This is a genomic window from uncultured Agrococcus sp., from assembly GCF_945915485.1.
In the GTDB taxonomy this organism is placed as follows: domain Bacteria; phylum Actinomycetota; class Actinomycetes; order Actinomycetales; family Microbacteriaceae; genus Agrococcus.
On sequence record NZ_CAMEFJ010000013.1, the window covers coordinates 1 to 25,371 of the forward strand.

The 25,371-nt window shown below is 65.3% G+C and carries 24 protein-coding genes; 5 read left to right on the top strand and 19 right to left on the bottom strand.

Annotated features, from left to right (window positions below; translation table 11 throughout):
• From Q0O95_RS04130 to prmC, 8 genes are all read right to left on the bottom strand, one after another.
• On the bottom strand, positions 1-251 hold a 251-nt coding region (locus Q0O95_RS04130), incomplete at its 3' end, for a hypothetical protein (protein WP_293695606.1).
• The gene (locus Q0O95_RS04135) at positions 251-787 is read right to left on the bottom strand and encodes a F0F1 ATP synthase subunit B (protein WP_293695609.1); all 537 of its coding nucleotides are present in this window, start codon (positions 785-787) and stop codon (positions 251-253) included. The genes Q0O95_RS04135 and Q0O95_RS04130, both read right to left, overlap by 1 nt.
• A gap of 10 nt (positions 788-797) precedes the next feature.
• On the bottom strand, positions 798-1,034 hold the full coding sequence (atpE, locus tag Q0O95_RS04140; protein ID WP_293695611.1) for an ATP synthase F0 subunit C: 237 nt from the start codon (positions 1,032-1,034) through the stop codon (positions 798-800).
• A gap of 64 nt (positions 1,035-1,098) precedes the next feature.
• Positions 1,099-1,827, bottom strand: coding sequence for a F0F1 ATP synthase subunit A (atpB, locus tag Q0O95_RS04145; RefSeq protein WP_293695698.1), 729 nt, complete (start codon positions 1,825-1,827; stop codon positions 1,099-1,101).
• Between the two features lie 263 nt (positions 1,828-2,090).
• Positions 2,091-2,549, bottom strand: coding sequence for a hypothetical protein (locus Q0O95_RS04150; RefSeq protein WP_293695614.1), 459 nt, complete (start codon positions 2,547-2,549; stop codon positions 2,091-2,093).
• Positions 2,546-3,751: an MraY family glycosyltransferase gene (locus Q0O95_RS04155; RefSeq protein WP_293695616.1), complete on the bottom strand. Its 1,206-nt coding sequence runs from the start codon at positions 3,749-3,751 to the stop codon at positions 2,546-2,548. Before Q0O95_RS04155 ends, Q0O95_RS04150 begins: the two co-directional genes overlap by 4 nt.
• Positions 3,751-4,530 carry an L-threonylcarbamoyladenylate synthase gene (locus tag Q0O95_RS04160; protein WP_293695617.1) on the bottom strand — a complete coding sequence of 260 codons (780 nt, stop codon included), beginning with the start codon at positions 4,528-4,530 and terminating at the stop codon, positions 3,751-3,753. Before Q0O95_RS04160 ends, Q0O95_RS04155 begins: the two co-directional genes overlap by 1 nt.
• A 31-nt stretch (positions 4,531-4,561) precedes the next feature.
• Positions 4,562-5,464, bottom strand: a complete 903-nt coding sequence (prmC, locus tag Q0O95_RS04165) for a peptide chain release factor N(5)-glutamine methyltransferase (RefSeq protein ID WP_293695618.1) — start codon at positions 5,462-5,464, stop codon at positions 4,562-4,564.
• A 167-nt stretch (positions 5,465-5,631) separates the two neighbouring features.
• Between prmC and cysK the strand changes: the two genes are divergently transcribed.
• The 3 genes from cysK to Q0O95_RS04180 all read left to right on the top strand — a co-directional run bounded on the left by cysK (position 5,632) and on the right by Q0O95_RS04180 (position 8,584).
• Positions 5,632-6,561, top strand: coding sequence for a cysteine synthase A (cysK, locus tag Q0O95_RS04170; protein WP_293695620.1), 930 nt, complete (start codon positions 5,632-5,634; stop codon positions 6,559-6,561).
• Between the two features lie 10 nt (positions 6,562-6,571).
• Positions 6,572-7,123 (top strand): serine O-acetyltransferase EpsC, encoded by a 552-nt coding sequence (gene epsC, locus Q0O95_RS04175; RefSeq protein ID WP_293695622.1) that lies wholly within the window; start codon positions 6,572-6,574, stop codon positions 7,121-7,123.
• 213 nt (positions 7,124-7,336) lie between these two features.
• Positions 7,337-8,584, top strand: coding sequence for an MFS transporter (locus tag Q0O95_RS04180; RefSeq protein ID WP_293695624.1), 1,248 nt, complete (start codon positions 7,337-7,339; stop codon positions 8,582-8,584).
• Positions 8,585-8,691: 107 nt separating this feature from the next.
• Here Q0O95_RS04180 and Q0O95_RS04185 read toward each other — a convergent pair whose 3' ends face one another.
• From Q0O95_RS04185 to Q0O95_RS04195, 3 genes are read right to left on the bottom strand one after another with little or no spacing between them, the layout of a single operon-like run.
• Positions 8,692-10,278 carry an amidohydrolase gene (locus Q0O95_RS04185; protein WP_293695626.1) on the bottom strand — a complete coding sequence of 529 codons (1,587 nt, stop codon included), beginning with the start codon at positions 10,276-10,278 and terminating at the stop codon, positions 8,692-8,694.
• A gap of 60 nt (positions 10,279-10,338) precedes the next feature.
• On the bottom strand, positions 10,339-11,697 hold the full coding sequence (locus Q0O95_RS04190) for an MFS transporter (RefSeq protein ID WP_293695628.1): 1,359 nt from the start codon (positions 11,695-11,697) through the stop codon (positions 10,339-10,341).
• A 41-nt stretch (positions 11,698-11,738) separates the two neighbouring features.
• On the bottom strand, positions 11,739-12,596 hold the full coding sequence (locus Q0O95_RS04195) for a nitrilase-related carbon-nitrogen hydrolase (protein ID WP_293695629.1): 858 nt from the start codon (positions 12,594-12,596) through the stop codon (positions 11,739-11,741).
• 66 nt (positions 12,597-12,662) lie between these two features.
• Here Q0O95_RS04195 and Q0O95_RS04200 point away from each other — a divergent pair, with 66 nt between their 5' ends.
• On the top strand, positions 12,663-13,688 hold the full coding sequence (locus Q0O95_RS04200) for a LacI family DNA-binding transcriptional regulator (protein WP_293695631.1): 1,026 nt from the start codon (positions 12,663-12,665) through the stop codon (positions 13,686-13,688).
• Between the two features lie 121 nt (positions 13,689-13,809).
• On the opposite strand, the gene Q0O95_RS04205 is transcribed toward Q0O95_RS04200, so the two are convergent.
• The 7 genes from Q0O95_RS04205 to argS form a co-directional block, all read right to left on the bottom strand.
• The gene (locus Q0O95_RS04205; protein ID WP_293695633.1) at positions 13,810-15,039 is read right to left on the bottom strand and encodes an MFS transporter; all 1,230 of its coding nucleotides are present in this window, start codon (positions 15,037-15,039) and stop codon (positions 13,810-13,812) included.
• A gap of 12 nt (positions 15,040-15,051) precedes the next feature.
• Positions 15,052-16,131: a peptide chain release factor 1 gene (gene prfA, locus Q0O95_RS04210; RefSeq protein ID WP_293695635.1), complete on the bottom strand. Its 1,080-nt coding sequence runs from the start codon at positions 16,129-16,131 to the stop codon at positions 15,052-15,054.
• Between the two features lie 3 nt (positions 16,132-16,134).
• Entirely contained in the window at positions 16,135-18,207 is a 2,073-nt protein-coding gene (gene rho / locus Q0O95_RS04215) for a transcription termination factor Rho (protein WP_293695638.1), read from the bottom strand.
• A gap of 131 nt (positions 18,208-18,338) precedes the next feature.
• Positions 18,339-19,250: a homoserine kinase gene (thrB, locus tag Q0O95_RS04220; RefSeq protein ID WP_293695641.1), complete on the bottom strand. Its 912-nt coding sequence runs from the start codon at positions 19,248-19,250 to the stop codon at positions 18,339-18,341.
• Between the two features lie 27 nt (positions 19,251-19,277).
• Positions 19,278-20,579: a homoserine dehydrogenase gene (locus Q0O95_RS04225; RefSeq protein ID WP_293695644.1), complete on the bottom strand. Its 1,302-nt coding sequence runs from the start codon at positions 20,577-20,579 to the stop codon at positions 19,278-19,280.
• Positions 20,576-21,964, bottom strand: coding sequence for a diaminopimelate decarboxylase (lysA, locus tag Q0O95_RS04230; RefSeq protein WP_293695647.1), 1,389 nt, complete (start codon positions 21,962-21,964; stop codon positions 20,576-20,578). Before lysA ends, Q0O95_RS04225 begins: the two co-directional genes overlap by 4 nt.
• 11 nt (positions 21,965-21,975) lie before the next feature.
• Positions 21,976-23,634 carry an arginine--tRNA ligase gene (gene argS, locus Q0O95_RS04235; protein ID WP_293695650.1) on the bottom strand — a complete coding sequence of 553 codons (1,659 nt, stop codon included), beginning with the start codon at positions 23,632-23,634 and terminating at the stop codon, positions 21,976-21,978.
• Between the two features lie 23 nt (positions 23,635-23,657).
• Between argS and Q0O95_RS04240 the strand changes: the two genes are divergently transcribed.
• Entirely contained in the window at positions 23,658-24,227 is a 570-nt protein-coding gene (locus Q0O95_RS04240; protein WP_293695652.1) for a hypothetical protein, read from the top strand.
• Positions 24,228-24,551: 324 nt separating this feature from the next.
• Here the strand turns inward: Q0O95_RS04240 and Q0O95_RS04245 are convergent, their stop codons facing one another.
• Positions 24,552-25,337, bottom strand: coding sequence for a transglutaminase family protein (locus Q0O95_RS04245; RefSeq protein WP_293695654.1), 786 nt, complete (start codon positions 25,335-25,337; stop codon positions 24,552-24,554).
• Positions 25,338-25,371: the final 34 nt, after the last annotated feature.

Genomic DNA, 25,371 nt, shown 5'->3' on the forward strand with positions numbered 1-25,371 from the left:
GACCAGCGTGCCCGAGCAGCATTCGCAACCACAGCGCGCGAGCCGGCCGCGAGCGATGCGAAGGCTCGCTCAGCGAGCCCTGCACGCGCATCCGCATCGGCAACGCCGTCGGTCAGCGCCGACTGCAACTGCGGTGTGGTCTCGATGGCCCGGCTCGCCGCCAGGATCGAGGCCGCGTCTGCGACGGAGAGCTGCTCGCTTTGCGTAGCGTCGACGACGCTCTCCAGTGACGCTCGGGATACGCTGCTCACTAGCGACCAGCCTCCTGTGCCTCGAGGTCAGCGAGGAATCGATCGACGATGGCTGATGCCTTGTCGTCGGTCAGGCTCTCGCCGACGACCTTCTCGGAAAGGTCGAGTGCGAGTGTGCCCACCTCGCGGCGAAGTTCGGCTGCGGCACTCGACCGCTCCGACTCGATGCGAGACTGCGCGTTCGCGATGATGCGCGATGCCTCCTCGTTCGCCTGCTCCTTGAGCTCCGCTTCGAGCTTGGCTGCGTTCGCGCGAGCTGTCTCGCGGATTCCAGCGGCTTCTTCGCGGGCCTTCGCGAGCTCGGCATTGTACTTTTCGAGGGCTGCGGCGGCCTCGGCCTGGGCCTCTTCCGCCTTCTTGATGCCGCCCTCGATGGCTGCGGCTCGCTCATCCAGGAGCTTCTGCAGCTTCGGGAGCACGAGCTTCCAGAACAGCAGGAGCGCGACGAAGAAGACGACCGCAGACCAAATGATGTCGTAGGGCGCCGGGATGAGGATGTTCTCCCCAGCGGCCTCGATGACAACGTTGCGGGTCATGACTTCGTCCTTAAACCATGAAGAAGTAGGTGGCGATACCGATGAACGCGAGCGCCTCGGTGAACGCGATACCGATGAACATGGTGATCATCAGTCGACCGGACATTTCGGGCTGCCGAGCCATCGACTCGATCGTCTTACCGACGATGATGCCCACACCGATGGCGGGGCCAATGGCAGCGATACCGTAGCCGACAGTCGCGATGTTGCCCTCGAGCTGGGCGAGCAGGGTCGTGGCAGTGTCCACGGTGTTTCCTTCCTATTGGTCTGGCGGTCGCCAGGTCGTTTGGGTTGGTTGTTGAAGTTGTCGATTAGTGCTCTTCGGCCAGCGCCAGCTGGATGTACACGGCGGTCAGAACTGCGAAGATGTACGCCTGCAGGACCGAAACCATCACTTCGAAGAGCGTGAACGCGAAAGCCGCGCCAAGCGTTCCGACGCCGATGGCCTTCATCGCCCACGGTGCGCCGAGGAGGAAGAAGTGCGTTGCAGAGAACAGCAGCACGAGCATCATGTGACCGACGAACATATTCATCATGAGTCGGAGAGTCAGGGTGATCGGGCGGATGACGAACGTCGAGATGAACTCGATCGGCGTGAGGAGGATGTACAGCGGCCAGGGAACACCCGATGGGAAGAGCGAGTTCTTCAGGAAGGCGCCCGGATGCTTTTTGAGCCCGGCGTAGATGAAGGCGACGTATGCGGCAATGGCGAGCACGAGCGGCAGACCGATGACCGACGTACTGCCGAGATTCAGTAGCGGAACAACACCCGTGATGTTGCAGAACAGCACGACGAAGAAGATCGTCGTGAGGAGCGGCAGGAATCGCTTGCCGTCCTTCTCGCCGAGCATCTCGTACGCGATGTTGTTGCGCACGAAGCCGAGACCGAGCTCGACGACCGACTGGCCGCGCGTCGGGATCAGGCGGAGCCTGCGGGTACCGAGCCAGAAGACCAGCACCAGCACGGCGAGCGATATCAGCCGCAACATGACGACGCGGTTGATGCCGAAGATCGGCTCGTCGCTGCCTAGCCACTCGATGGTGAGGCCGTCGAGGAGGAAGACCGGCGGGAAGAAATCGTCGAGCGAAGGGGGATGGAACTCAACGGATCCGAGATTATCGGCGGCAACAAGGGCGGTTAGGGCGTTCAGCGCTGTCTCCGTACAGTCGAGGCGTTTTGCAGGCCTGTGGTTCGGCTGTCAGACTCCAGATCACGCCACGCGTTACCGTAGCGGCCGTGGAGCCTCAGTAAGCTTAGCAGAAGCTGAGTGTCCTCACGGCCAAAGAGCGCTTGCGCTGACAACTAATTTCGGCTCGAGGGTCGGCCCCAAGTCGACTCGTCGACAGGCTCTTCGTCGATGATCGGCTGCCTGGCCTTGATGATGACCGTCATGTCGACTGCGAGCGAGCCGACGATCGCCACCACGATGCTGATGAACGCCGCGATGGGGTTCACCCAGTCAAGGTCACGCACGACGAAGATCAGCGCTATGAAGACGATGAACTTCAGCAGCCATCCGCCGAGCACGATGCCGAAGAACGCGCCGGAGATCATGTTTCCCTTCGAAACGTTGATCGCAAGCATCAGCGAAAGCGCCGTCAGTGCTCCGAACAGGAGCGCGAGGACGGTTCCCATGACAGCACCCCACAGGCCGGGCATCCCGCCGATGATGAAGCCGACGACGCCACCGACAACCGCGACGACCACCGCCAGCACCGCGGTCCAGACGAGGATTCGCTGCAGGATCGACTTGATGTTCATTGTCGGGTCTCCCTCGGGTTGCTTGCGGCGGATCGCTCTTCGTCTTCGGCCCCTGGTTGGCGAAGCTCCTGCGTCCGTACTCGTACGAGTCTCAAAAAAGAATGCCACAGTCTCGGTGTCACGGGCAGCGCAGTCACGATCGCGCAGATCAAGAACCCGACGAGCACGAAGGTCACAGCGGTCCACGGTGGCACGAAGAGGAACATGATGCACCCGATCGAGACGACCGCGGTCCAGGCATAGAACGTCAGGACGGCTCCGAAGTGCGAGTGACCCATGTCGAGAAGTCTGTGGTGCAGATGCTTGCGGTCGGCGGAGAACGGACTCTTGCCGTTGAGCAGTCGCCTCAGCACGGCGAGGACGAAGTCCAGCAGCGGCATGAGCAGGATGGCGAGCGGCAACAGAATCGGAATGAACGCGGGGACCAGCTGCGAACGGCCACCGACGACCGCGATGTCGATCTGCCCTGTAACGGCGACGGCGCTGACTGCCGTGAGCAGCCCCACCATGAGCGCGCCGGCATCCCCTATGAACATTTTCGCGGGATGCCAGTTGAGCGGCAGGACGCCAAGGCACACGCCGATCACGATGGCCGTGATCAGACTGGCAAGCGAGAAGGTGGCGTTCTGCTGGCCGAGGCTCTGGCTCAGAATCCAGATGTAGGTGAAGAAGGCGGTGGCACCGATGATCGTGACGCCTGCGACGAGCGCGTCGAGCCCGTCGATGAAGTTCACCGCGTTCATGATCAGGACGAGCACGAGCACGGTGCTGGTGATCGAGAGCGTCGCGGAACCGACGGTGAGCCCCGCTATCGGCAGCGAGACGATCTGCACGCTGTAGAGAGCGATCGCGATCGCAACCGCGAGCTGCGCACCGAGCTTCAGCATCCAGTCGAGTTCGATCAAATCGTCGAGCACACCGACGACGACGATGAGCGTCACGGCGCCCAGCAGCACGACGATGCGCAGCGGCTCACTGAAGACGGACGAGAACTGCGGGATGAAGGACGCGACGATGAACGCCGCCAGCAACCCTATGAACATCGCGACGCCGCCCAGCCTCGGCGTCGGGCGCGAGTGCACGTCCCGCTCTCGCACGGGTGGGTGGATGCGGTAGCGCATGGCGACTCGGTAGACGCCGAGGCTCGTCAGCCAGGTCACGAGGGCCGCGACCGCAGCGATAAGCAGCAGAATGAGGAACATCAGGTTCCAGCCGAGCTGTCCTCGCCGGAGCCCTGCTTTCCCCCACCATGGGCAGCCTCCGGTTCAGCAGCTTCCTCTCGCTCGCGCGCAACGCGCTCGTCGTAGTCGGCATCGACGAGGGCCTCCCCCACGAACCCCGCAACCGTCTCGCGGCTCAGCACGCCCTGGCGCACGATGCGCAGCAGACCGTCAGCGCGCGAGGCGTCGATGATGGTCGAGCCGTTCTGCTTCTCGTACGGCTCGTAATGCTCGCCGACCTCCCCTGCATCGAGCACGACCTCGATCGCTCCGCCGAGCATGGAGGCGCCCCGCGCCGCGGTCTTCGGAGCGGGGAGGCCGTGCAGGTTGGCGCTCGAGACCGCAAGCGGCCCCGTGTCCTCCAACAGTTCGATCGCGAGCGGCTGGCCGGGGATCCGAAGCGCGACCGTGCCGTTGGTGTCGCCGAGATCCCAGCCGAGTTGCGGGCGCGCTCGCACGATGACGGTCAGGGGGCCGGGCCAGTGCTCCTCGAGCAACGGCTCGAGCGCCTCCGGAATGTGCTCCGCGAGTGCCGTCGCGGTCGCACGATTGGGAATCAGGACGGGCGGCGGCGACGTCCTGTCGCGCCCTTTCGCAGCCAGCAGCGCCGCGACCGCGAGCGGCGTGAACGCGTCCGCCGCGACGCCGTACACGGTGTCGGTCGGCATGATGATGAGTGCCCCGCGACCTATCGCTTTCCTGGCCGCTCGCATCCCCGCGAGGAGCTGCGCGGAGTCGGTGAGGTCGAACGTTTCTGGCACACACACATCGTAACCGTGCCCGTGGCGCTCCTCAGTCGCGGCGCGCAGCGGTGACCCGGTCGCGGCCCGTGAGATCCGGGCTCGTCACGGGCCCTCGCCATCCGGCATCCAGCAGGATCTCCCTGACAGCGGCGCCCTGGTGCTCCGCGTGCTCGAGCAGAATCGAGCCGCCGCTGCGCACTGCTCTCGTGCCGACAGCGGCGAGTGATCGTATCGCATCGAGCCCGTCCGGCCCCGAATACAGCGCCTGTTTCGGGTCGTGGAGGAACACCTCGACATCACGCGGGATGGCCGCGTGCGGCACGTAGGGAGGGTTGGAGACGAGTACGTCGAGCCCACTCGTTGTCGCGAGCGCCCGCTCGAACAGGTCGTGCACGAGTCGGATGCCGGGAGCCAGGCGGAGTACGTTGCGCTTCGCCCACACGAATGCCGCGGGAGACGCCTCGATCGCGGCGACGGAGGCGTCGGGCCGTTCCGTCGCGATCGAGATCGCGATCGCTCCCGATCCGGTTCCTGCATCGATCACGCTTCCGCCCTCCGGCAGGCATTCGAGCGCGAGTTCGACGAGTAGCTCCGTTTCGGGTCTCGGCACGAACGCGCCCGGCCCCACCTCGAGCTCGATGTTCCGGAACGCTGCCGTGCCCGTGATGTGCTGCAGGGGTTCGCGCGCGATCCGTCGAGTCAGCAGCTGCTCGAATCGTTCGGCACATTCCTCGCTCACGGTTTCTCCGAGCGCTTCGAGCATGCGCAGGCGACCGGGCGTGCACGCAAGGGCGTGCGAGAGCAGCAGCCGGGCATCCGGCCCCGCGATGCCGGCGTATTCCAGTCGTGCAGCTGCAGCGCGCACGAGTTGCGCGACCGGTGGAGGAGTCGTCTGCGGGGACAATCCCGCCCGTTCGTGCGAAGACAGGGACGAGGAGGACGAGCGAGCCATTCCTGCAATCGTATTGCAGTCGCACGCCGGACAGCGCGCAAGGGCCACGCAGGTACCCGTTCCGCCGAAGTTTCACCGCGTTACGGTTTGGGAATGCGAGAACTTTGTGACGTGTTTCATCACACGTAGGATAGAAGCGTTGCTCCTAATGCATGAAAGGTGACCTAATGGCACGAATCGCCCAGAACATCGCCGAGACGATCGGCGGCACGCCACTCGTCCGGCTGCACACGATCGATACCGGCAATGCCACAGTGCTCGCGAAACTCGAGTCCTTCAACCCCGGCTCCAGCGTGAAAGACCGCATCGGCAAGTCCATTATCGAGGCCGCGGAGCGCTCCGGCGAACTCCAGCCCGGCGGCACGATCGTCGAAGGCACGAGCGGCAACACCGGCATCGCGCTCGCACTCGTCGGAGCAGCAAAGGGCTATCGAGTCGTGCTGACGATGCCGGAGACGATGTCGGTCGAGCGCCGACAGATCCTGAAGGCCTACGGAGCGGAACTTGTCCTCACGCCTGGCCCGGACGGGATGCGCGGTGCGGTCCAGCGTGCAGAAGAGATCGCCGCGGAGACCGACAACGCCGTGCTCGCTCGCCAGTTCGCGAACGAAGCGAACGTGGTGGTGCACCGCGAAACCACAGGCCCCGAGATCTGGGACGATACGGATGGCGACGTCGACGTCTTCGTCGCAGGAATCGGCACCGGCGGCACTATAACGGGCGCCGGCAACTACCTGCGTGAGCGGAAATCCGACATCCGTATCATTGCAACCGAGCCGGCAGACTCACCGCTGTTAACGGAGGGCAAGGCGGGCCCGCACAAGATTCAGGGCCTCGGCGCGAACTTCGTGCCCGACATCCTCGACAGGAACGCGTATGACGAGGTCGTCGACGTGCAGCTCGATGACGCGATCGCCGTCGCCCGCGAGCTCGGCTCGAAGGAGGGCATCTTCGCGGGCATCTCCTCTGGCGCCGCGGTCTGGACCGCGCTGCAAGAGGCCAAGAAGCCCGAGAGCGCCGGCAAGACGATCGTCGTCGTCGTGCCCGACACGGGCGAGCGTTACCTCTCGACTCCGCTTTGGGCAGAGGAGCAGTAACGGCAGGGCCATGTTCCACATCCGCGAAGACATCCGAAACGCGAAGCGACTCGACCCCGCTTCGCCGTCTTCCGCATCGATCTTTCTGCTCTACTCCACGTTGCACGCCGTGTGGGCGCACCGCTGGCACCACGTGCTCTGGAATGCAAGGTTGAGATTCTTCGCACGTGCTGGTTCTCAGCTGATGCGGGCGATCACCGGCGTGGAGATCCACCCGGCCGCCCGCATCGGCCGACGCTTCTTCATCGACCACGGCATGGGAGTCGTGATCGGCGAGACCGCGGAGGTGGGCGATGACGTCATGCTCTACCACGGGGTCACGCTCGGAGGAACATCCACGGAAGCCGTGAAGCGGCATCCGACACTGCACGACGGCGTCCTGATCGGCGCCGGGGCGAAAGTGTTGGGGCCCGTCACGCTCGGCAGGGGCGCGAAGGTCGGTTCGAACGCGGTCGTCGTCCGGGACGTGGATGCGGGCGTCACGGTCGTCGGCATCCCCGCGAAGCCAGTCGGCGGCAGCAAGGCGGAAGAGCCCATCGGCTTGATCGAGTACGTCATCTAGACCGCTGCCCCACCCCACTCATCTCGAGAATCAACTTCTCGGTCGCCTGACGATGGGAAGGCGCCCTCACGGCGTGTCGTCGCCCAGCGACCGAGAAGTTGACGAATCTCTGGTTGGGGTGGCGGGAATTCGCTGTAGCAGCGGGGCGCATCGAGGGCCTAGTCTGTAAACTTCTGCGCAATGGGGCGTCCCACCCGGAAGAAAGCAGCCCCCTTGAACACACTCAGTCCAGCGCGCCGCGTAACAGCGCTCTTGGCCATCGCGCTCGGCGGCTTCGGCATCGGCGTAACCGAGTTCGCCAAGATGGGGCTGCTCCCCGACATCGCGCGGGAACTGCTGCCGGGGTACGAGGCATCCCCCGAGACCGAGATCGCGAGGGCCGGCATCCTGATCACGATGTACGCCCTCGGCGTCGTCGTCGGAGCTCCCCTGTTGTCCGTGCTGGGAGCGAAGGCTTCGCACGCGCGCCTGACGTTCCTGCTGCTCGGGCTCTTCATCGTCGGCTCGATCGCTTCGGCGATGGCGCCGAACTTCTCGTCGCTCGCAGTCTTCCGTTTCCTCTCGGCGCTACCTCACGGCGCCTACTTCGCGGTCGCCTCGCTCATCGCCGCACGTATCATGGGCCCGGGCAGTCAGGGGAAGGGCGTAGCTCTCGCGCTCTCCGGCCTCACGGTCGCGAACATCGTGGGCGTGCCACTCGCCACGTGGCTCGGGCAGAGCTTCGGCTGGCGCTGGGCGTACGTGCTCGTCGCCGTCATCTTCGCCGTGACGCTCCTGCTCACCTTCCTCACCCTGCCTCGGTATCCAGGTGACCCCGAGAGGAGCGCAGGGCAGGAACTCGGCGTCTTCAGGAACTTCCGCAGTTGGATCATGATCGCGGTCGGCTGCATCGGCTTCGGCGGATTCTTCGCCGTCTACTCGTACGTCGCTGAGGTGACGACGCAGGTGTCCGGACTCTCCTCATCGAGCATCCCCTGGGTGCTCGCGGTCATGGGTGTCGGCATGACGATCGGAAATTTCATAGGCGGCTGGGCCAGTGACAAGAACATCACGAAAACCATCATCGTCGGGTTCTCGTCGCTCATCGCAGCGCTGCTGCTCTACACATGGCTCGCGCCGTCCGCGTGGGGACTGTTCGTCTCCGTGTTCCTGATCGGACTGACCCAGTCGATCCTGATTCCCTCGATCCAAGCGCGCTTGATTCGCATCGCAGACAGGGCCGCGCTCCTCGGAGCTGCCATGAATCACGCCGCGTTCAACGTGGGCAACGGACTCGGGGCGGCGTTGGGAGGCGTCGTGATCGCTGCGGGCTTCGGCTACCTCGCGCCGGGCTGGGTGGGCATCGGCCTCGCGGTCGCAGGTATGGTGCTCGCACTCGTGAGCGTTTCCGTCACGAGACGGGACAAACGGAACGAGCGCAACACCGTCGGCATCAGGATCGCGGACAGCGCGAACGACTGACGCACACCGCTGCGCATCACTGATCGAACACGAAAAGCAGATGCATAGGTCAGTAATTCGTTCACGACGGTCGAGTCGTCCGTTATGCGCGCGAACGTTCAGCAGCGCTATCTCCGGAAGACGACTTCCCCGCCGACGACCGTCGCTTCCGTGCGAATCCGCCACAGGTCGGCCTCAGTGACTTCGTACGGGTCTTGATCGACTGTAATGAAGTCGGCGAACATCCCTGCCTCCAGCCTTCCGGTGTGCTCGGCAAGTCCGGCTGCCTGCGCAGGGGCCAGCGTGTAGGCACGCAGAGCCTCCGTCAGCGTTATACGCTCATCGGGTTCACGGCCACCGTGCGGTTCGCCGTCAACGCGCTGACGGGTGACCGCCGCGTGGATGCCGAGGAACGGGTCCGCCGGTTCAACAGGAGCATCGGAGCCGAACGCAACGCATACGCCGCGATCGAGTAACGAACGCCACGGATAGTGAGCCGTGGGGCGACTGCCGAGCAGCTGCACGGACAGCGGGAAATCGCTCGTGCAGTGTGTCGGCTGCATCGACGCGACGACGCCCAGTTCCGAGAACCGATCGAGATCTGACGGCCGGATGTGCTGCGCGTGCTCGATACGCAGCGGGACGCCCCGGACTCGCGCATCGTCGGCGACGGTCTCGAACGCCTCCAGCACGAGGGTGTTGGCGCGGTCACCGATCGCGTGGACGGCAGCCCCGAGCCCCGCATCGACAGCGCTGCGCACGAGTTCGACGATCTCTCCCTGCGCCGTGACCTCGATGCCGCGATTCCCACGTTCGCCGACGAAGTCATCATGGAAATGGGCCGTGTGCGGCCCGAGCGCGCCGTCGGCGAAGATCTTCACCGGACCGGTCGTGAACCAGTCATCACCGTCGCCGAACCGGCGCCCGTCGGCCAGTGCGGCGGGCATCTCTCCTGCCCGCGTCATCTTGTGCACTCGGATGCGCAGATCACCCCGAGCGCGCAGCGCGAGATATCCGCTTCTGACATCCTCACCGTCGATATCGGTGATGTGCGCGATGCCGAGCGAGAGCAGATGCTGCTGCGCATCCCGCAGGAGCTCCTCCGTGCTGAAGACGAGTTCTTCACGGGCGACTCGATCGACGGAGCCCGACGCGCTTTCCAGCAACAGCCCCGTCGGCTCGCCGGTCGCGTCCTTCACGATGCGCCCTCCTCCCGGATCGGGCGTCGTCGCCTCGATGCCCGCCCGAGTCAGCGCTGCCGAGTTCGCCCAGTCCGCGTGGCCATCGACCGTCGATAACATCACGGGCCGGACGCCGAAGATGGCATCGAGGTCGCTGCGGTGCGGTTGCGCGCCGTCCAGCCACGCGTTGGAATCCCAGCGACCTCCCATAATCCAACCGTCACCGGGGTTTTCCTTCTCGAAGATGCGGAGACGTTCAAGCACTTCGGTATAGCTCGTCGCCCCGGCGAGATCCGGTCCCAGACGCACGGCAGCCATGGAGCCCGAATGGATGTGCGCATCGTGAAAGGCGGGCAGCAGTGCCTCGCCCTCGAGTCGGACCTCTTCCGCGCCGTCTCCGGCCACAGCCCGTGCCTCGTCCAGCGACCCCAGGAGTGCGATGCGTCCGTCGCGGACGACGATCGCGCCGTCGAGCGGCTCTTCGTTCTCGAGTGTGCGGATGCGCGGATGGATGAACACGGTCGTACGGGTCATAGCAACACCGTATATCCGGGGCCGCCGGTTCGATGAGCACCGGCGGCCCGTCGCCTGACGCTATTCGGTCGCGGGGCCGTGCTCCCGCTCGGGTACCGAAGGTATGGCCTCCTCATCGACCTGCGGCTTCGGCAGAGCGAAACTGATGATGCCGACGAGACCGGCGATGACCACCATGTAGAACGCGGGGGCCAGCAGGTTGTCGGTAGCACCGACCAGCCACGTGCTGACGTACGGGGCGGTGCCACCGAACAGCACGTACGCGATGTTGTACCCGAATCCGGCACCACTGAACCGGTTCTTCACCGGAAAGAGTTCGATGAACGCAACTCCGAAGGGGCCGAAGAACACCGCGAGCGAGATGCCCAGAAGCGCCTGCCCCGCGATCGCGCCCGGCGCCGTGCCGTTGCTGGCGAGCATGTAGGCGGGAACCGCTATCACAGCGCTCAGGAGAGCTCCCGTCACCAGTACGGGCTTGCGGCCGATCCTGTCGGAGACGGCGCCGGCGATGGGCATCGAGATGAACGCGAGCAGCAGAGCGACGGCGTTCGACAGGAACGCGACGGACGGGTCCACCCGAACGGATTCCTGCAGATACGTCGTGAAGTACCCGGTCAGCGTGTAGAACCCCAGGCTCGAGAGGGCCGCGAGAACGAACGCGAAGACAACCGCGCGGAAGTTCTCGCGGATCGCGGAGAACAGGGGGATGCTCCTCTTCGTCTCCTCCGGCGCCGCCTTGCGCTGCGCTTCGAATTCCGGCGACTCGCTCACTCGCCTTCGGATGTAGAGCCCGACGAGCGCGATGACGCCTCCCAGGAGGAACGGGATGCGCCATCCCCAGTCGTTGTAGATCTCATCGCCCATGAGCGACGTCAGCGAGAGCACCAGCAGCGATGCGAACACGGCCGGCAGATTGGCGAACGCATACGTGAACGCCACGTACATGCCGCGGCGCTGCTTGGGCGAATGCTCGGCCACGAGAGCGTTCGCACCCGTGGTCTCCGCACCGGCCGACATGCCCTGCAGCAGACGGCAGAGCACGAGCAGGAAGGCCGCTGTGATGCCGATCTGGTCATAGGTCGGCAGGATTCCGATGCCGAACGTCGCAGCGCCCATGAGCAGGATCACCGCTGCGAGCACGTTTCGGCGACCGATCCGGTCGCCGAGGTGGCCGAAGACGATGGCGCCGACCGGCCGCATGACGAAACCGACGGCATAGACGGCGAAGGTCGCGAGCAAGGAGGCCAGGCGGTCTTCGTTCGGGAAGAACAGCGTCGCGAGCACGGTCGCGGAGTAGGCGTAGATGACGAAGTCGTACCACTCGACGAACTGTCCGATAGCTGCCGACGAAAGGACGCGGCGAAGGTGCCGCCGGTCGAGGCGCGACGCTTCTTCGCGTCGCGAACCCGTATTGGTCATGGTGATCTGCCTCTCTTCGTGGTTTCTGGGTCTCGGTGCGATCAGCGTGCCGGAGTCAGCCCCGGGTAGCGTCGATTCTCAAGGACGGGCAGTATGGCCCGGGCTTCTCGCAGCGCCTCGTCCCGCAGCCGTGCCGTGACGAGGTCGGCATCGAGCTCGGCCGACGCGAGAGTGTCGCCCAGCGGCCCGAACACCGCGCTGCCGCCGATGGAGAAATCGCCCTGCTGGGTCGATGCCGCGAGAAACACGGTGTTCTCGATCGCCCTGGCCTGCGCAAGCGTGCGGAAGTGGAACTCCTTTCGGTGCCCGACGACCCAGGCCGATCCGATGGCAAGAACCTCGGCCCCTCGATCCACGAGCGCTCTGGACATCTCCGGGAACCGGAGGTCGTAGCAGTTGAGCATGCCCACCCTCCAGCCGTCGACGTCGAATACGCCCAACTCGGCGTGATCCTCGTACACGGGGCCGGGGCGCACGGAATCCGACTCGAGATACGCGAATGCGTCGTAGAGGTGCACCTTGTCGTAGGTGGCGACGCGTTCTCCCGTCCGGTCGAAAGCGACCATGCGATTCCAGGGCCGCCCGTCATCGCTCGGAGCGTAACCGGGAGCGACGATGGCCACGCCCGCTCGGCGAGCGATCGTTGCGACCTGTTCGAAGAACCGCTCGCCGTGCAGGCGCGCCGCTTCGGCGAGCGCTTCGGGAGCGGAACGCCAGAGGAACATCGACGCCTCCGGCAGTACGAGCAGCTGGCTGCCGCGTTCGGCAGCGCGGTCGGCCATCGCGGCGATCACGCGCAGGTTCTCGTCGACATCCGTGTCGGCCCAGAACTGCGCCGTGCTCACGAGAAGATCGGAGCGCACCTGGCGGGCACCGTGCTGTTCCGCACTGTTCGGCATCATTCCTCCTTGAACTCATCAAAACGATTTGATTAATGACACAGACTGTACGACTAGCATGACTCTGTGTCAACCGATCCCCCCGGCAGCAAGCGTCCGCCCAATACCCCCACCATCCGGGATGTCGCGACGAAGGCCGGAGTGTCGATCAGCACGGTGTCGCACACGCTCTCCGGCAAGCGACCGATCTCGGAAGCCACGCGTCGCCGCGTTCTCGATGCCATCGACGCGCTGAACTACTCCACCAACGCTCTGGCCGTCTCGATGCGGCGGGGCAGGAGCGGCCTGATCGGGATGATCATCCGACCGCGCGATGCGATCCGCGGCTCCCTCGGCGGCACGGACAACTTCCTCCGGCTCATCGGCGCCGCCGCGGTGAACTCCCTCGAACAGGGCTGGGGTCTCGTGCACATCCCCAACACATCGGAGGGGTTCGATGCGACACTGCCGGTCGAGGGGTACATCATCGCGAGCCCCTACTTCGAGGACGCCGTTCTGGCACAGGCACTCCGTACCGGACTGCCCGTGGTCACCATCGACGGAGTTCCCGAGGACTCGAGCATCGACCCCGAGTGGAACGTTCACGTCGATTACGAAGGGGGTATCGCGCAGGCGATCTCCCTCCTGACCGAGCTCGAGGAGATTCCGGCCGCCCTGATCGTCGGCACCGAGGAGAACCACTGGCGCCGCGCCATCCGCAACACGCTCTCGCAGGCGTACCGCGGCCGTCCGGAGCTGCTGACGGAGATCTCGCTCTACGAGGGCGAAGGCGTATCGGGCGGTCGCAAAACCGCGGAGACGCTGCTGGATCGGGGCTTTCGGCGGTTCTTCGTCGCCGCGAGCAGATTCGGCGTCGGCGTTACGCAGGCGGCGCGAGCCCGCGGCCTCTCGGTGCCGGAAGATGTGGAAATCGTCTCATTCACCGACAGCAGGATGGCCGAAGTGAACCGTCCGCCGCTGACCTCGGTCGACCTCATGCTCGACGAGGCCGGGCACAGGGGCGTAGAGCTCATGATCGCGCGATTGGAGGGTTCTCCTCTCGAGCCCTCGCCGGTCACGACGCAGGTGCATCGTCGCTCGTCGACCCGCTGAGCAACAGCGCGTCTGGTTCCCGAATCCCGCCGACCGAGGTGGGGCCCTCCTCGTGCTCCGCCCTGGCATTTCGGGCATCGATGTTCCTTACGGTCGTCTACGCCGGGAGCACCGCGGGGGATCAGCGTCTGGCGAAGGACGAAGCAGCCAGTCCGATCGCAGCAACCGCGAACCCTCCGCAGACGACCGCGAGCGCTGCCCCGAAGCCGATCGCGTCACCGAGAACGCCCGCAAGCGGCGCCGAAACGACGATCATGGAGCGATTGACCGTGCGCATCGTCGCATTCATTCTCGCCTGCATGCGATCCGGCGTCGCCTGCTGTCGCAGCGCCATCTCACTCGGATTCGACATCCCCATCACGATCCCCAGGAGGACGAGACCCGCGAACAACAGCACGAGCGACGCGGGTTTCGGCAGCGGCAGCAGGCCGGCCAGCGCAATCGAACCCCACGCGAAGGGCATCGTCGCACGCTCCGCGATGATGGTGCCGGCGAGCCCCAGTCTGCCGGCGATGAAGCCTGCCGAGAGCGTGCCCGTCAGGGTCGCTCCTCCCAGTACGCCGAGAGCGACGCCGAGCCCTGCCGGCCCTGCTTCGAGATCCAGCAGAATGAGCGGCGTGAGCAGCGTCATGGCCGCCCCGTTGCACAGGAACCAGGCGTGGGTCCAGCGAGCGAAGGGCCCGAGTCGAGGATGCCGGTGCACGAACCGCAATCCGGCCATCATCGAGCTGCCGAGCCGGCTCGGCCGTTGCGACAGGGGCTCGTCGACACGCAGCGTCAGCAGCGTGAACACCGACACGAGGTGAGCGAACCCGGCGGCGAGCAGGGAGATCGGCGCACCGAGCCAGGCGATGACCACTCCCGACAGCGCCGGACCCGCCGACTGTGCGGCGTTCGCTCCCGCATCGAGCCGCTGATGCGCCCGCAGGAGAACGTCTCTTGCGACCAATCGAGGCACGAACGCTTGCGACGCGGAGTCGTTGAAGAGGCTGGCGGTTCCCAGTAGCAGGACAGCGGCCAGGAGTGCCCAGATGCTGCCGACACCGGCGAGCCACAGCAGGCCGATGCCGATCAGCAGGAGAGCGCGCATGAGGTCGCTGAGGATCATGACCGTGCGCCTCCGGTAGCCCTCGACGAGCGCTCCGACGAGAAGCCCGAGAATCACGTAAGGGAGCCAGCGAGCCGACTGCAGCCAGCCGACCTCCGTCGCTCCTCCTCCGAGATCGAGCACGATGATGGTCTGGAATGCGATGAAGGCCAGGCCGATGCCGGTGTCGGTCGCGACCTCGACACTCCAGAAACGCCAGAAGCCCCCGTGCGCGCTCGAATGCGATTGCGACGGGGGCTTCATGCGCTTTCGGGTTCAGGAGTCTTCGCCGAGGGAAGCGAGCCTGGCCTCTTCGTCCGCCTGGATGCAGCTGTCGATTACCGGCTGCAGACTGCCGTTGATCACATGGTCGAGGTTGTACGCCTTGAAGCCGGTTCTGTGGTCGGCGATGCGGTTCTCCGGGAAGTTGTAGGTACGGATGCGCTCCGAACGATCCATGCCCCGGATTTGCGAACGACGCGCATCGGACGCGGCCGCTTCGATCTCTTCCTGCTGCTTCGCGAGAATTCGCGCGCGCAGTACGCGCATCGCCGCCTCGCGGTTCTGCAGCTGACTCTTCTCGTTCTGCATCGAGACGACGATCCCGGTCGGCAGGTGCGTTATGCGCACGGCCGAGTCGGTCGTGTTCACGCTCTGTCCGCCCGGGCCCGACGACCTGTACACGTCGATCTTGAGGTCGTTCTGGCTGATCTCGACCTCCTCCGGCTCGTCAACCTCGGGAAATACCAGAACACCGGTAGTCGAGGTATGGATGCGCCCCTGCGTCTCCGTGGCCGGCACGCGCTGGACACGGTGAACGCCGCCCTCGTACTTCAACGAGGCCCAGACACCCTCCGCGGGGTCGTTCGACGACCCCTTGATCGCGACCTGCACATCCTTGAAACCGCCCATGTCGCTCGTCGTGTGCTCGAGCATCTCGACCTTCCAGCCGCGGGCCGAAGCGTAGTGCTCGTACATGCGCAGCAGATCCGCCGCGAAAAGCGCCGATTCCTCGCCGCCCTCGCCTCCTTTGATCTCCATGATCACGTCGCGACCGTCATCGGGGTCGCGCGGAATCAGCAGACGGCGCAGTCGCTCCTCTGCTTCTTGCGCGGCATCTTCCATGCCGGGAATCTCTTCCGCGAACGCGTCATCTTCCTTCGCGAGCTCGCGAGCAGCATCCAGGTCGACGTTCGCGCCCGTCCAGCGCTCATAGGCCGCCTTGATCTGGTTCAGTTCCGCGTACCGACGGTTAACCTTCTTGGCGCGCCCCTGATCCGAATGCAGTTCGGGATCGGACAGCTGTCGTTCGACGTCGGCGTGCTCTTCCAGCAGTGCCTCCACGTTCTCGAACACGCTTTACTCCTTGTCGGCGCCGGGAATCGACTTCTGCACCTTCACCAGGAACTCGACGTTCGACTGCGTCTCCCCGAGGTTGCGGAGGACGACGTCGAGCGCCTGCTGCTGGTCGACACCGGCCAGCGCGCGGCGCAGACGCCACATGACCTTCGTCTCTTCCGTGCCGAGGAGCATCTCTTCGCGACGGGTTCCGGACGCATTGACATCCACTGCGGGGAATATGCGCTTGTCCGCCAACTGGCGCGAAAGGCGCAGTTCCATGTTGCCGGTGCCCTTGAACTCCTCGAAGATGACCTCGTCCATCTTCGACCCGGTCTCGACGAGGGCGGTCGCGAGAATCGTAAGCGAGCCTCCCTCTTCAATGTTGCGCGCTGCTCCGAAGAACTTCTTCGGCGGGTAGAGCGCGCTCGCGTCGACGCCGCCGGAGAGCACACGCCCGGATGCGGGGGCAGAGAGGTTGTAGGCGCGTCCGAGTCGCGTGATGCCGTCGAGCAGCACGACGACGTCATGACCGAGTTCGACGAGGCGCTTCGCACGCTCGATCGCCAGCTCTGCGACCGTCGTGTGGTCCTCAGCGGGGCGATCGAAGGTCGAGGAGATGACCTCGCCCTTCGTCGTGCGCTCGAAGTCGGTAACCTCCTCGGGGCGCTCGTCCACGAGGACGATCATGAGGTGCACTTCGGGATTGTTCTGCGCGATCGCATTCGCTATGGCCTGCATGACGATCGTCTTGCCCGACTTCGGCGGGGACACGATGAGCCCGCGCTGGCCCTTGCCGATCGGCGCTACGAGGTCGATGACGCGCGTCGAGAGCTTGCTCGCCTCCGTCTCGAGACGCAGCTTCTCCTGCGGGTAGACGGGTGTGAGATCACCGAAGTCGACGCGGTTCGCGTTCTCTTCCGGGGTCTTGCCGTTGATGGTCTCGACCTTCGCGAGCGCGTTGTACTTCTGGCGCGAGTTGTTCTGCTCACCCTCGCGCGGCTGCTTGATGGCTCCGACGATCGCGTCGCCCTTACGCAGGTTGTACTTCTTCACCTGGCCGAGCGACACGTACACGTCGTTGGCGCCGGGGAGATACCCCGCCGTGCGGACGAACGCGTAGTTGTCGAGCACTTCGAGAACACCGGCGATGGGCAGCAGAACATCGTCCTCGAAGATCTCGGGGTCGGCGTCGCCTCCGCGGCGGCCGCGGTCGCGAGTACGACGGCCCTTGCTGTCGCCCGACTGCTGTTGGTTCTGGTCGTCGCCTCGACCACGTCCACGACGACGACGGCCGCGACCCTCGCCCTTGTCATCATCCGAGTCGTCGGAGTCATCGCGCGAGGACTGCTGCTCGCCCTTCTGCTCGCCCTGGTCGTCGTTCTTACCGCGACGACGGCGGCCGCGACCGGAGCCTTCACCCTGGCCGTCGTTGTTATCGCCCTGGTTCTTATCGCCTTGGTTCTTGTCGCCCTGGTTCTTGCTGTCGCTGTCAGCGGAGTCCTGCTTGCCGGACTTCTTGGATCGCGACTGCTTGCCCTGCTGGCCACTCTGCTGCTCGCTCTTGTCGTGCTGCTGAACGTCGGCCGCCGAATCCTTCGGCGAGTCCCCGCTCTGCCCGGCGTCCGTGGCCCGTTCTTGTTTGTCGGCGTCGGCCTTCTTGCCGCTCTTCTGCTCGGCGGGCGTTGCGGATGCAGCTTCTGCCGCCGGCGCTGCTTCCTGTTTCGCGGCCTCCGCAGCCTGCTTGTCCGCCTCGATCTCCGCCTTCGTGCGGCGACGACGCTTCGGCTTCTCCTCAGCGGGAGCCTCGCCTGCCTCCTCGGCGGCCTTCTTGGCGGCTTCCGCTGCCTGCTTGTCCGCCTCGATCTCCGCCTTCGTGCGGCGACGACGCTTCGGCTTCTCCTCGGCGGGAGCCTCGGCCGAGCTGTCACCGACGGCATCCTCGCCCTGCTGGTTCGCCGTGACGGTCTTCGTGGTCGCGCGTCGAGTGCGACGCTTGGGTGCTTCCGCAGCTGTTGCGTCTGCCGTCGGTTCCTGATTGGTCTGGGCGACGCTTTCCGCGTCGTTGCTGCCCTGGGTCTGCTCGCTCGTCATGTTCGCGAGTACTCCTTCATGTGGGTATGTGCCGCTAGAACGCGGCAGAATTCAGAAAATCGGATCAACACGAAACGCAATGTATGTCTGTCGTGCGTTGATTCGAGGGAAACCCTTCACCGAGTGCGGCGCTACCGGCGCTCGCTTGCGGGAAGTATCTCCACTGTAGCACCCGCGATGTCAACGGCCAGGAGCATCGCCTGCCATTCGCCATCCGCGGCCTCTACGAGATCCGCTGCTCGGATGCGCTGCTCCGGGTCGCTGCACATCACCAGAACACTCGGCCCGGCGCCCGAGACGACGGCAGCGTGACCGGCATTCCGCAGTGCGTTCACGAGCGAGGAAGTCTCGGGCATGGCCTCCGCCCTGTAGGTCTGGTGGAGCCGGTCTTCCGTCGCCGGCAGGAGCAGTTCGGGGCTCTGCGAGAGCGCCGCAACGAGCAGCGCGGCCCGCGCAAGATTGAACACGGCGTCTTTGTGCGGCACCGAATCGGGCTGCAGCGAGCGAGCGACCTCGGTCGACAACTCGCGTGTCGGCACGGCCAGCAGCAGCGAGACTCCCCTGTGGACCGCGAGCTTCTGATGGTGCGGGCCCTCATCGTCGACCCACGCGATGGTCAGACCGCCGAAGATCGCGGGAGCCACATTGTCGGGATGCCCCTCGAGCTCATTGGCGATACGCAGCACGTCGTCGTCGGAGATCTCTTCGACCCCCTCCATAAGCCCCTTGGCGGCCAGGATGCCGGCGACGATAGCCGCCCCGGAAGATCCCATTCCTCTCCCGTGCGGGATGCCGTTCTCGGCCAGGATGTCGAGCCCCGGTACATCGCATCCGGCGCTGCGGAGCACGTGCAGGAGCGTCGTTGCCACCAGGTTGCGTTCGTCCTGCGGCACCGAGCCCTCGCCGACGCCACGGATGCGGACCCGTACGCCCGGCGTTTCGGAAACGGTCACGGTGACGTGATCGTGCACGTTCAGCGCGAGACCGAGCGTGTCGAAACCGGGCCCGAGATTCGCGCTCGTCGCCGGAACTCGAACGCGCACCGACCTCCCTGCCGGGACGTTCACCGGTCAGACCGCCTCGGCGCGAACGAAGGACGAAACGCTCACGACATCGCTGTGCTCCGCGAGTGCCGTGATGACCGACTGCAGGTCGGACTCCTTCGCCGCGTGCGTGCCGACGACGAGCGTCGCGAGCGCTTCGTCGTCGCTCGAGCGCTGCTCGATCGACTCCATGGATACTCCGTTGTCGCCGAACAGCCCGGCGAGCCTCGACATGACACCCGGCTGGTCACGAACCTCGAGCGTGACCTGGTAGCGAGTCACGACCTCGTCCATGGGAGCGATCGTGAGGTTCGCGGTCGGGGTCACGGCAGTTCCCGGGCCGCCCGCGATGTGGCGACGAGCAAGCGACACGAGGTCGCCGAGCACTGCGCTCGCCGTTTCAATGCCTCCCGCGCCGGCTCCGTAGAACATGAGGTCGCCCGCGGCTTCCGCCTCGACGAAGATGGCGTTCTTCGCCTCGTGCACGGCCGCCAGGGGGTGATCGGCGGCGACGAGGGCGGGGTAGACACGGGCGTTGACACGCTCTCCCCCGTCGCCGTTGACGCGCTCGCAGATCGCGAGCAGCTTGATGACCCGGCCATCCTTCTCGGCCTGCGCGACCATATCCGCCGTGATGCCGGTTATGCCTTCGCGGTATACCGACTCGACCGGCACCGTCGTGTGGAATGCGAGCGACGCGAGGATCGTGGCTTTGCTGGCGGCGTCGAAACCTTCGATGTCGGCAGTCGGGTCGGCTTCCGCGTATCCGAGCTCGGTCGCAACTCGCAGCGCTTCTTCCAGCGAAGCGCCTTCTCTGTGCATCTTGTCGAGGATGTAGTTGGTGGTGCCGTTGACGATGCCCATGACGCGGTTGACGCGGTCGCCGGCCAGCGAAGCTTCGAGGGGCCGGATGATCGGAATCGCACCTCCGACCGCCGCTTCGAACGACAGCTGCGCCCCAACCGTCGCCGCGGCCGCGTGGAGCTCCGGTCCGTGGGCGGCGACGAGTGCCTTGTTGGCGGTCACGACATCGGCGCCCGCTTTCAGCGCTCCCAGCAGCAGGGTTCTTGCGGGTTCGATACCGCCCATCAGCTCGATGACGATGTCGCTCGAAGCGACAAGCTGCTCGAGATCGTCGGTGAGGAGCTCCTCCGGCAGCTCGACATCGCGCTGCGCGTGCACATTGCGAACGCCGATGCCCGCGAGCTCGAGTCGCGCCCCTACGCGCGCCTCGTATTCGTCACCGCGTTCCAAGAGCAGTCGTGCCACCTGTGATCCGACACTTCCGGCTCCCAAAAGGGCTACGCGCAGGCTACGGTACTCGTTCAAGATGTTTCCTCCAGGGTGTTTCGTCGTGCCAACCCGAGATCCCGGGCCAGCACATCGTCCAGTGTCTCGCGGCGAATGATGCGCCGCACTTCTCCGTCGCGCACGGACACCATGCCCGGGCGCGGTTTCGCGTTGTAGTTGCTCGAGAGCGAATGGCAGTACGCCCCCGTCGCAGCGACCGCGAGCAAGTCGCCCCTTCGAACGTCTGCCGGCAGCCATTCGTGCAGCACGACGATGTCTCCCGACTCGCAGTGCATGCCCACGACGCGTGCAAGCATCGCCTCGCCATCGGATGCTCGATTCACGATACGAGCCGAGTATTCGGCTCCGTAGAGCGCGGGCCTCGCGTTGTCGCTCATCCCTCCGTCGACGGAAACGTACGTGCGGGTGCCGCCTTCGAGCTGCACGGGCTTGATGTTTCCGACTTCGTACAGGGTTACCCCCGCGGGGCCGACGATCGAGCGACCGGGTTCGAAACAGAGCGTCGGACGCGCGATTCCCAGTCGAGAGCAGGTTTCGTCGACAGCAGTGTTCAGCTCGGAGGCGAACGTCTCCAGATCTATCTCGTCGTCGGACTCCACGTACCGGATGCCGAAGCCGCCGCCGAGGTTCAATTCAGGGATGTCGCCGTCGGCGAGCAACGACGCGTGCAGTTCGAGCATCCTGGCGGCCGACTCGATGTGCCCGCCGCTCGAGGCGATCTGCGAACCGATGTGGCAGTGCAGCCCGAGCAGTCGCAGACTCTCGTGTGAGCGGATGCGCGCCACGAGCTCCGGCACCGCGGAGGGCACCACGCCGAACTTCTGATCCTCGTGCGCCGTCGCGAGATAGTCGTGTGTAGACGCGTGGACGCCGACCGCCACCCGGAGGCGAACAGGCTGCTGCTGACCGGCAGCGGCTGCGGCTGCGGCGACCCGATCGATCTCCTCGAGACTGTCGAGCACGATCGAGCCGAGCCCCTCTCGCACGGCGCGTTCGATCTCGGCATCCGACTTGTTGTTGCCGTGCAGACCCATCTGCGCGGCAGGAACTCCCGCCGCGAGCGCGAGCGCCATCTCTCCGAGCGAGCAGACGTCGACGCGCAAACCCTCGTCGATCATCCAGGTGGCGACATCCGCCGTCAGCAGCGCTTTGCCCGCGTAGTAGACGTGCACGTCGCCGAGGTGGCGCTCGAACGTCTCCCTGAACGTTCGCGCACGCTCGCGTACCTCGCGCTCGTCGATCAGCAGCAGCGGCGTGCCGTATTCGGCAGCGAGCTCGGTCAAGGGCTTCCCGGCGAACTGCACGACACCGTCGACCCGCTCCGCGTGGGCTGGCCAAACGCCTTCGTGCAGAGCGTCGACACTTTCGGTGGGAAGCAGCGAAGGTGCAAGGGGGTTCGTCACAGAATCTCCAGCTACATGCGCTCGGGTGCTTGGACGCCGAGCTTATCGAGTGCGCTCGCGATCACGGTGCGCACTGCGTCGTTCAGCCACAACCGCGTCCTGTGCACGGTCGTAACCTCGTCATCGCCCTGCGGGATCACGCGTCGGGCGTCGTACCACCGGTGATAGTGACCGGCGATCTCCTCGATGTGCCGGGCAACGCGGTGCGGTTCTCGCAGCGTTGCCGCCGCTGTAAGGATACGCGGATAATCGGCGAGGGCGCCAAGGAGGGCCGACTCGGTCTCGTGATCGAGCAGGCTCGCGTCGAATTCGCTGCGGTCGACGCCCGACGCTGCCGCATTCCGCGCAACAGCGCAGGTGCGGGCGTGCGCGTACTGCACGTAGAAGACGGGGTTCTCGTTGGAACGCTTCTGCAACAGTTCGAGATCGATGTCCAACGGCGTGTCCGCACTCGAGCGCTCGAGCGCGTAACGGGCCGCGTCGACACCAACGGCATCCACGAGGTCCTGCATCGTCACGATCGTGCCTGCACGCTTGGACATGCGAACGGGCTTGCCGTCCTTGACCAGGTTGACCATCTGGCCGATCAGCAGCTGCAGGTTGTCCCCGGGGGTGTCGCCGAACGCGGCGCACATCGCCATCATGCGACCGACGTAGCCGTGGTGGTCTGCTCCGAGCATGATGATGCACTGGTTGAAACCCCGCTCGCGCTTGTTCAAGTAGTAGGCGAGATCGCCGGAGAAGTACGCGGGTGCCCCGTTCGAGCGAACGATGACGCGATCCTTGTCGTCGCCGAAGTCGGTCGTGCGCAGCCATGTCGCGCCCTCGTGCTCGAAGACGTGCCCGAGCTCGCGGAGCCGTTCGATGGCGCGCTCGACATCTCCGTTCGACTGGACTTCGTGCTCGTGGAAGAACACGTCGAATTCGACGCCGAAATCCTCGAGATCCTGCTTGATCTCACCGAACATGAGGGCGACGCCGGTCGATCGGAACGCCTCCTGCAGCGCGGCATCGTCGAGCCCGTCGAGGTCGCCGTCGTACCGCTCGGCGACCTTCGCGGCGATGTCGTGAATGTACAGACCGCCGTACCCGTCCTCCGGCGCCGACTCACCCCTGTGCGCTGCGACAAGACTCCTGGCGAAGCGATCGATCTGCGCGCCGTGGTCGTTGAAGTAGTACTCGCGGGTGACGGTCGCGCCCTGCGTCTGCAGCACGCGCGCAAGGGCATCGCCGACGGCGGCCCAGCGAGTGCCTCCCATATGGATGGGGCCGGTGGGGTTGGCGGAAACGAACTCGAGGTTGATGACCTTGTCGGCCAGCGCGTCGGAAAACCCGAACGAATCGCCCTCCTCGACGATTGCCCTGGCCAGTTCGCCGGCCGCAGCAGTATCGAGCACGACGTTGATGAACCCCGGGCCGGCCACCTCTGCCTTCGCCACGCCTTCGGTCATTGTGAGTTCGGATGCAATGTCGGCGGCCAGTTCGCGCGGATTCGTGCCGACGCGCTTCGCGAATCGCATGGCCACGTTCGTCGCCCAGTCGCCGTGTTCCCTCTGCCTGGGTCGCTCCAGCACGATATCGGCTTCGGTAACGGCAATTTCCGGGTTGCGGCGCGAGATCGCACGCTCGGCGGCGGCGAACACGGCACGCGTCAAGGCGGCTGGATTCATACGCTCAATCCTATGCTTGGTGCATGCGTATCCGTGCACTCGTAGCTCCTGTAGCGCTCGCACTCGTCACGATCGGTCTGACGGGATGCCAGCCCGGCCTCCTCGCACCCGCTGACGACGAGCACGTCCCCGGCCTGCAGGACCCATCAGCAACTCCCGAACCGTCCGCGAGCGAAGGCGAGCCGGAAGAGCCGCCGACGCAGTCGCCGCTCGGCGGCGGAGACGCGCTCGATGTCACGTGCGAAGAGGTCCTCACGCTCGATCAGCTCTACGACTTCGATCCGAACTTCACCCCGACCGACGAAGCGGCACGAGATCTGCCGCCGGTGTTCGAAACCATCGCCGACGCCGACGGCATCGTCTGCGCCTTTACGCACGTCACAGCAGAACAGATGCTGCTGGTAGGCGTCGCACCCAGCGGCACCGAACTGGGTGACGACGAGGGGTATACGAACGAAGTCGGCATCGGCACCGTCGCGGAAGAGTTCGGCGGCTACGTCGTCGCGGTCGGATCCACGTACTTCGGCGACCCCTCGGATGCAGAGGGCCTGGTCGAAACCGTCTCGCTCAACATGCCCGACCCGGGCGAGTAGCGACTGCCTGCGGCGCCGCAGCGCCTCCTGCGCAGCATCTGCCCTCAGCGCCTGCCCTCTCGCCTCCCCACAGCATCCGCATCCCCGCATCCCGTCCCAACCGAATTCGCTCCTCCGCCGCGCTTCCGTGTCAACTTCTCGGTCGCCCGGCGATGAGAAGGCGTTTTCACGGCGTGTCGTCGCTCAGCGACCGAGAAGTTGACGTGCTCGAAGACGATGGGGCATACACAGGACGCTCGGAGGGGCGAGCACGGGAGTCGAAGAACGGGCAAGCCCGGGAGGCTCAAGGAGGCTCTTGCGTGTCATCCCAGAGGCAGCTGCGGGTCAGCGCAACTGCACCCACTCGTCACTCGACTCGATCTCTAGCGTTTCGTCATTGGTCGCATCAACGCGCATCGACCGCAGCGTGACACCGGATCCAGTGTTCGTCGCCCAAGCGGTCTCCTCGGCATCGAGCCCCGTCGAAATCCTGATCATGCTCGCGCGCGGAGCCAAGAACGTCGCGTCCACGAGCCACCACTGCTCGTCGATGAACACTTCGGCAACCGCGTGGAAGTCCTGCGGCTGCAGCTGCGGCGCATACACACTGACATAGCGGGCCGGGATGCCCAGCGCGCGGACGAGCGCGATCGTCACGTGCGCATAATCACGGCACATACCGCCCGACTTCTGCAGCGAGTCGGTCGAGGTATCGTCGAGATCCGACAGCTCGGGACGGTACTCGAACGATCTGGCGATCCAGCGAACGATCGCTTCGACAGCGACCCGCGGCTCGGCCCCTCCGAAGCGCTCGGACGCGAACGCACGCACAGCATCCACATCGACGTAGCGCGACGTGGCCGCGTAACGCTGAGGGTCGTCCATCCAGGGGATGGGCGCACTGCCCTCGATCTCCGCCTGCAACGAGAACGACAGCTCACCGGCCGGGGTCGACACTCGAAGCTCTCGCTGCCCGTGTCGCTCTTCAACCGTTTCGGGCACGATCTCCTCACCGTCGAACGCGACCACCACTCGTTCACGCGCCGCGTACGCGGGCACGGGCGTTGCCAGGATGCGATACTCCGTAGGATGCGCGGCGCGCAGCACAAATTCAGACTCGATTCGACGCACGCATCGAGTTTCGCACAGATTCGTAGGCGCGAAA

Excerpts from the sequence above, each read along its gene's own strand:
- Q0O95_RS04135 (WP_293695609.1), bottom strand. The coding sequence starts at position 787 with ATGACCCGCAACGTTGTCATCGAGGCCGCTGGGGAGAACATCCTCATC.
- Q0O95_RS04150 (WP_293695614.1), bottom strand. The coding sequence starts at position 2,549 with ATGAACATCAAGTCGATCCTGCAGCGAATCCTCGTCTGGACCGCGGTG.
- Q0O95_RS04155 (WP_293695616.1), bottom strand. The coding sequence starts at position 3,751 with ATGTTCCTCATTCTGCTGCTTATCGCTGCGGTCGCGGCCCTCGTGACC.
- prmC (WP_293695618.1), bottom strand. The coding sequence starts at position 5,464 with ATGGCTCGCTCGTCCTCCTCGTCCCTGTCTTCGCACGAACGGGCGGGA.
- cysK (WP_293695620.1), top strand. The coding sequence starts at position 5,632 with ATGGCACGAATCGCCCAGAACATCGCCGAGACGATCGGCGGCACGCCA.
- epsC (WP_293695622.1), top strand. The coding sequence starts at position 6,572 with ATGTTCCACATCCGCGAAGACATCCGAAACGCGAAGCGACTCGACCCC.
- Q0O95_RS04185 (WP_293695626.1), bottom strand. The coding sequence starts at position 10,278 with ATGACCCGTACGACCGTGTTCATCCATCCGCGCATCCGCACACTCGAG.
- Q0O95_RS04190 (WP_293695628.1), bottom strand. The coding sequence starts at position 11,697 with ATGACCAATACGGGTTCGCGACGCGAAGAAGCGTCGCGCCTCGACCGG.
- Q0O95_RS04195 (WP_293695629.1), bottom strand. The coding sequence starts at position 12,596 with ATGCCGAACAGTGCGGAACAGCACGGTGCCCGCCAGGTGCGCTCCGAT.
- Q0O95_RS04205 (WP_293695633.1), bottom strand. The coding sequence starts at position 15,039 with ATGAAGCCCCCGTCGCAATCGCATTCGAGCGCGCACGGGGGCTTCTGG.
- rho (WP_293695638.1), bottom strand. The coding sequence starts at position 18,207 with ATGACGAGCGAGCAGACCCAGGGCAGCAACGACGCGGAAAGCGTCGCC.
- argS (WP_293695650.1), bottom strand. The coding sequence starts at position 23,634 with ATGAATCCAGCCGCCTTGACGCGTGCCGTGTTCGCCGCCGCCGAGCGT.
- Q0O95_RS04240 (WP_293695652.1), top strand. The coding sequence starts at position 23,658 with ATGCGTATCCGTGCACTCGTAGCTCCTGTAGCGCTCGCACTCGTCACG.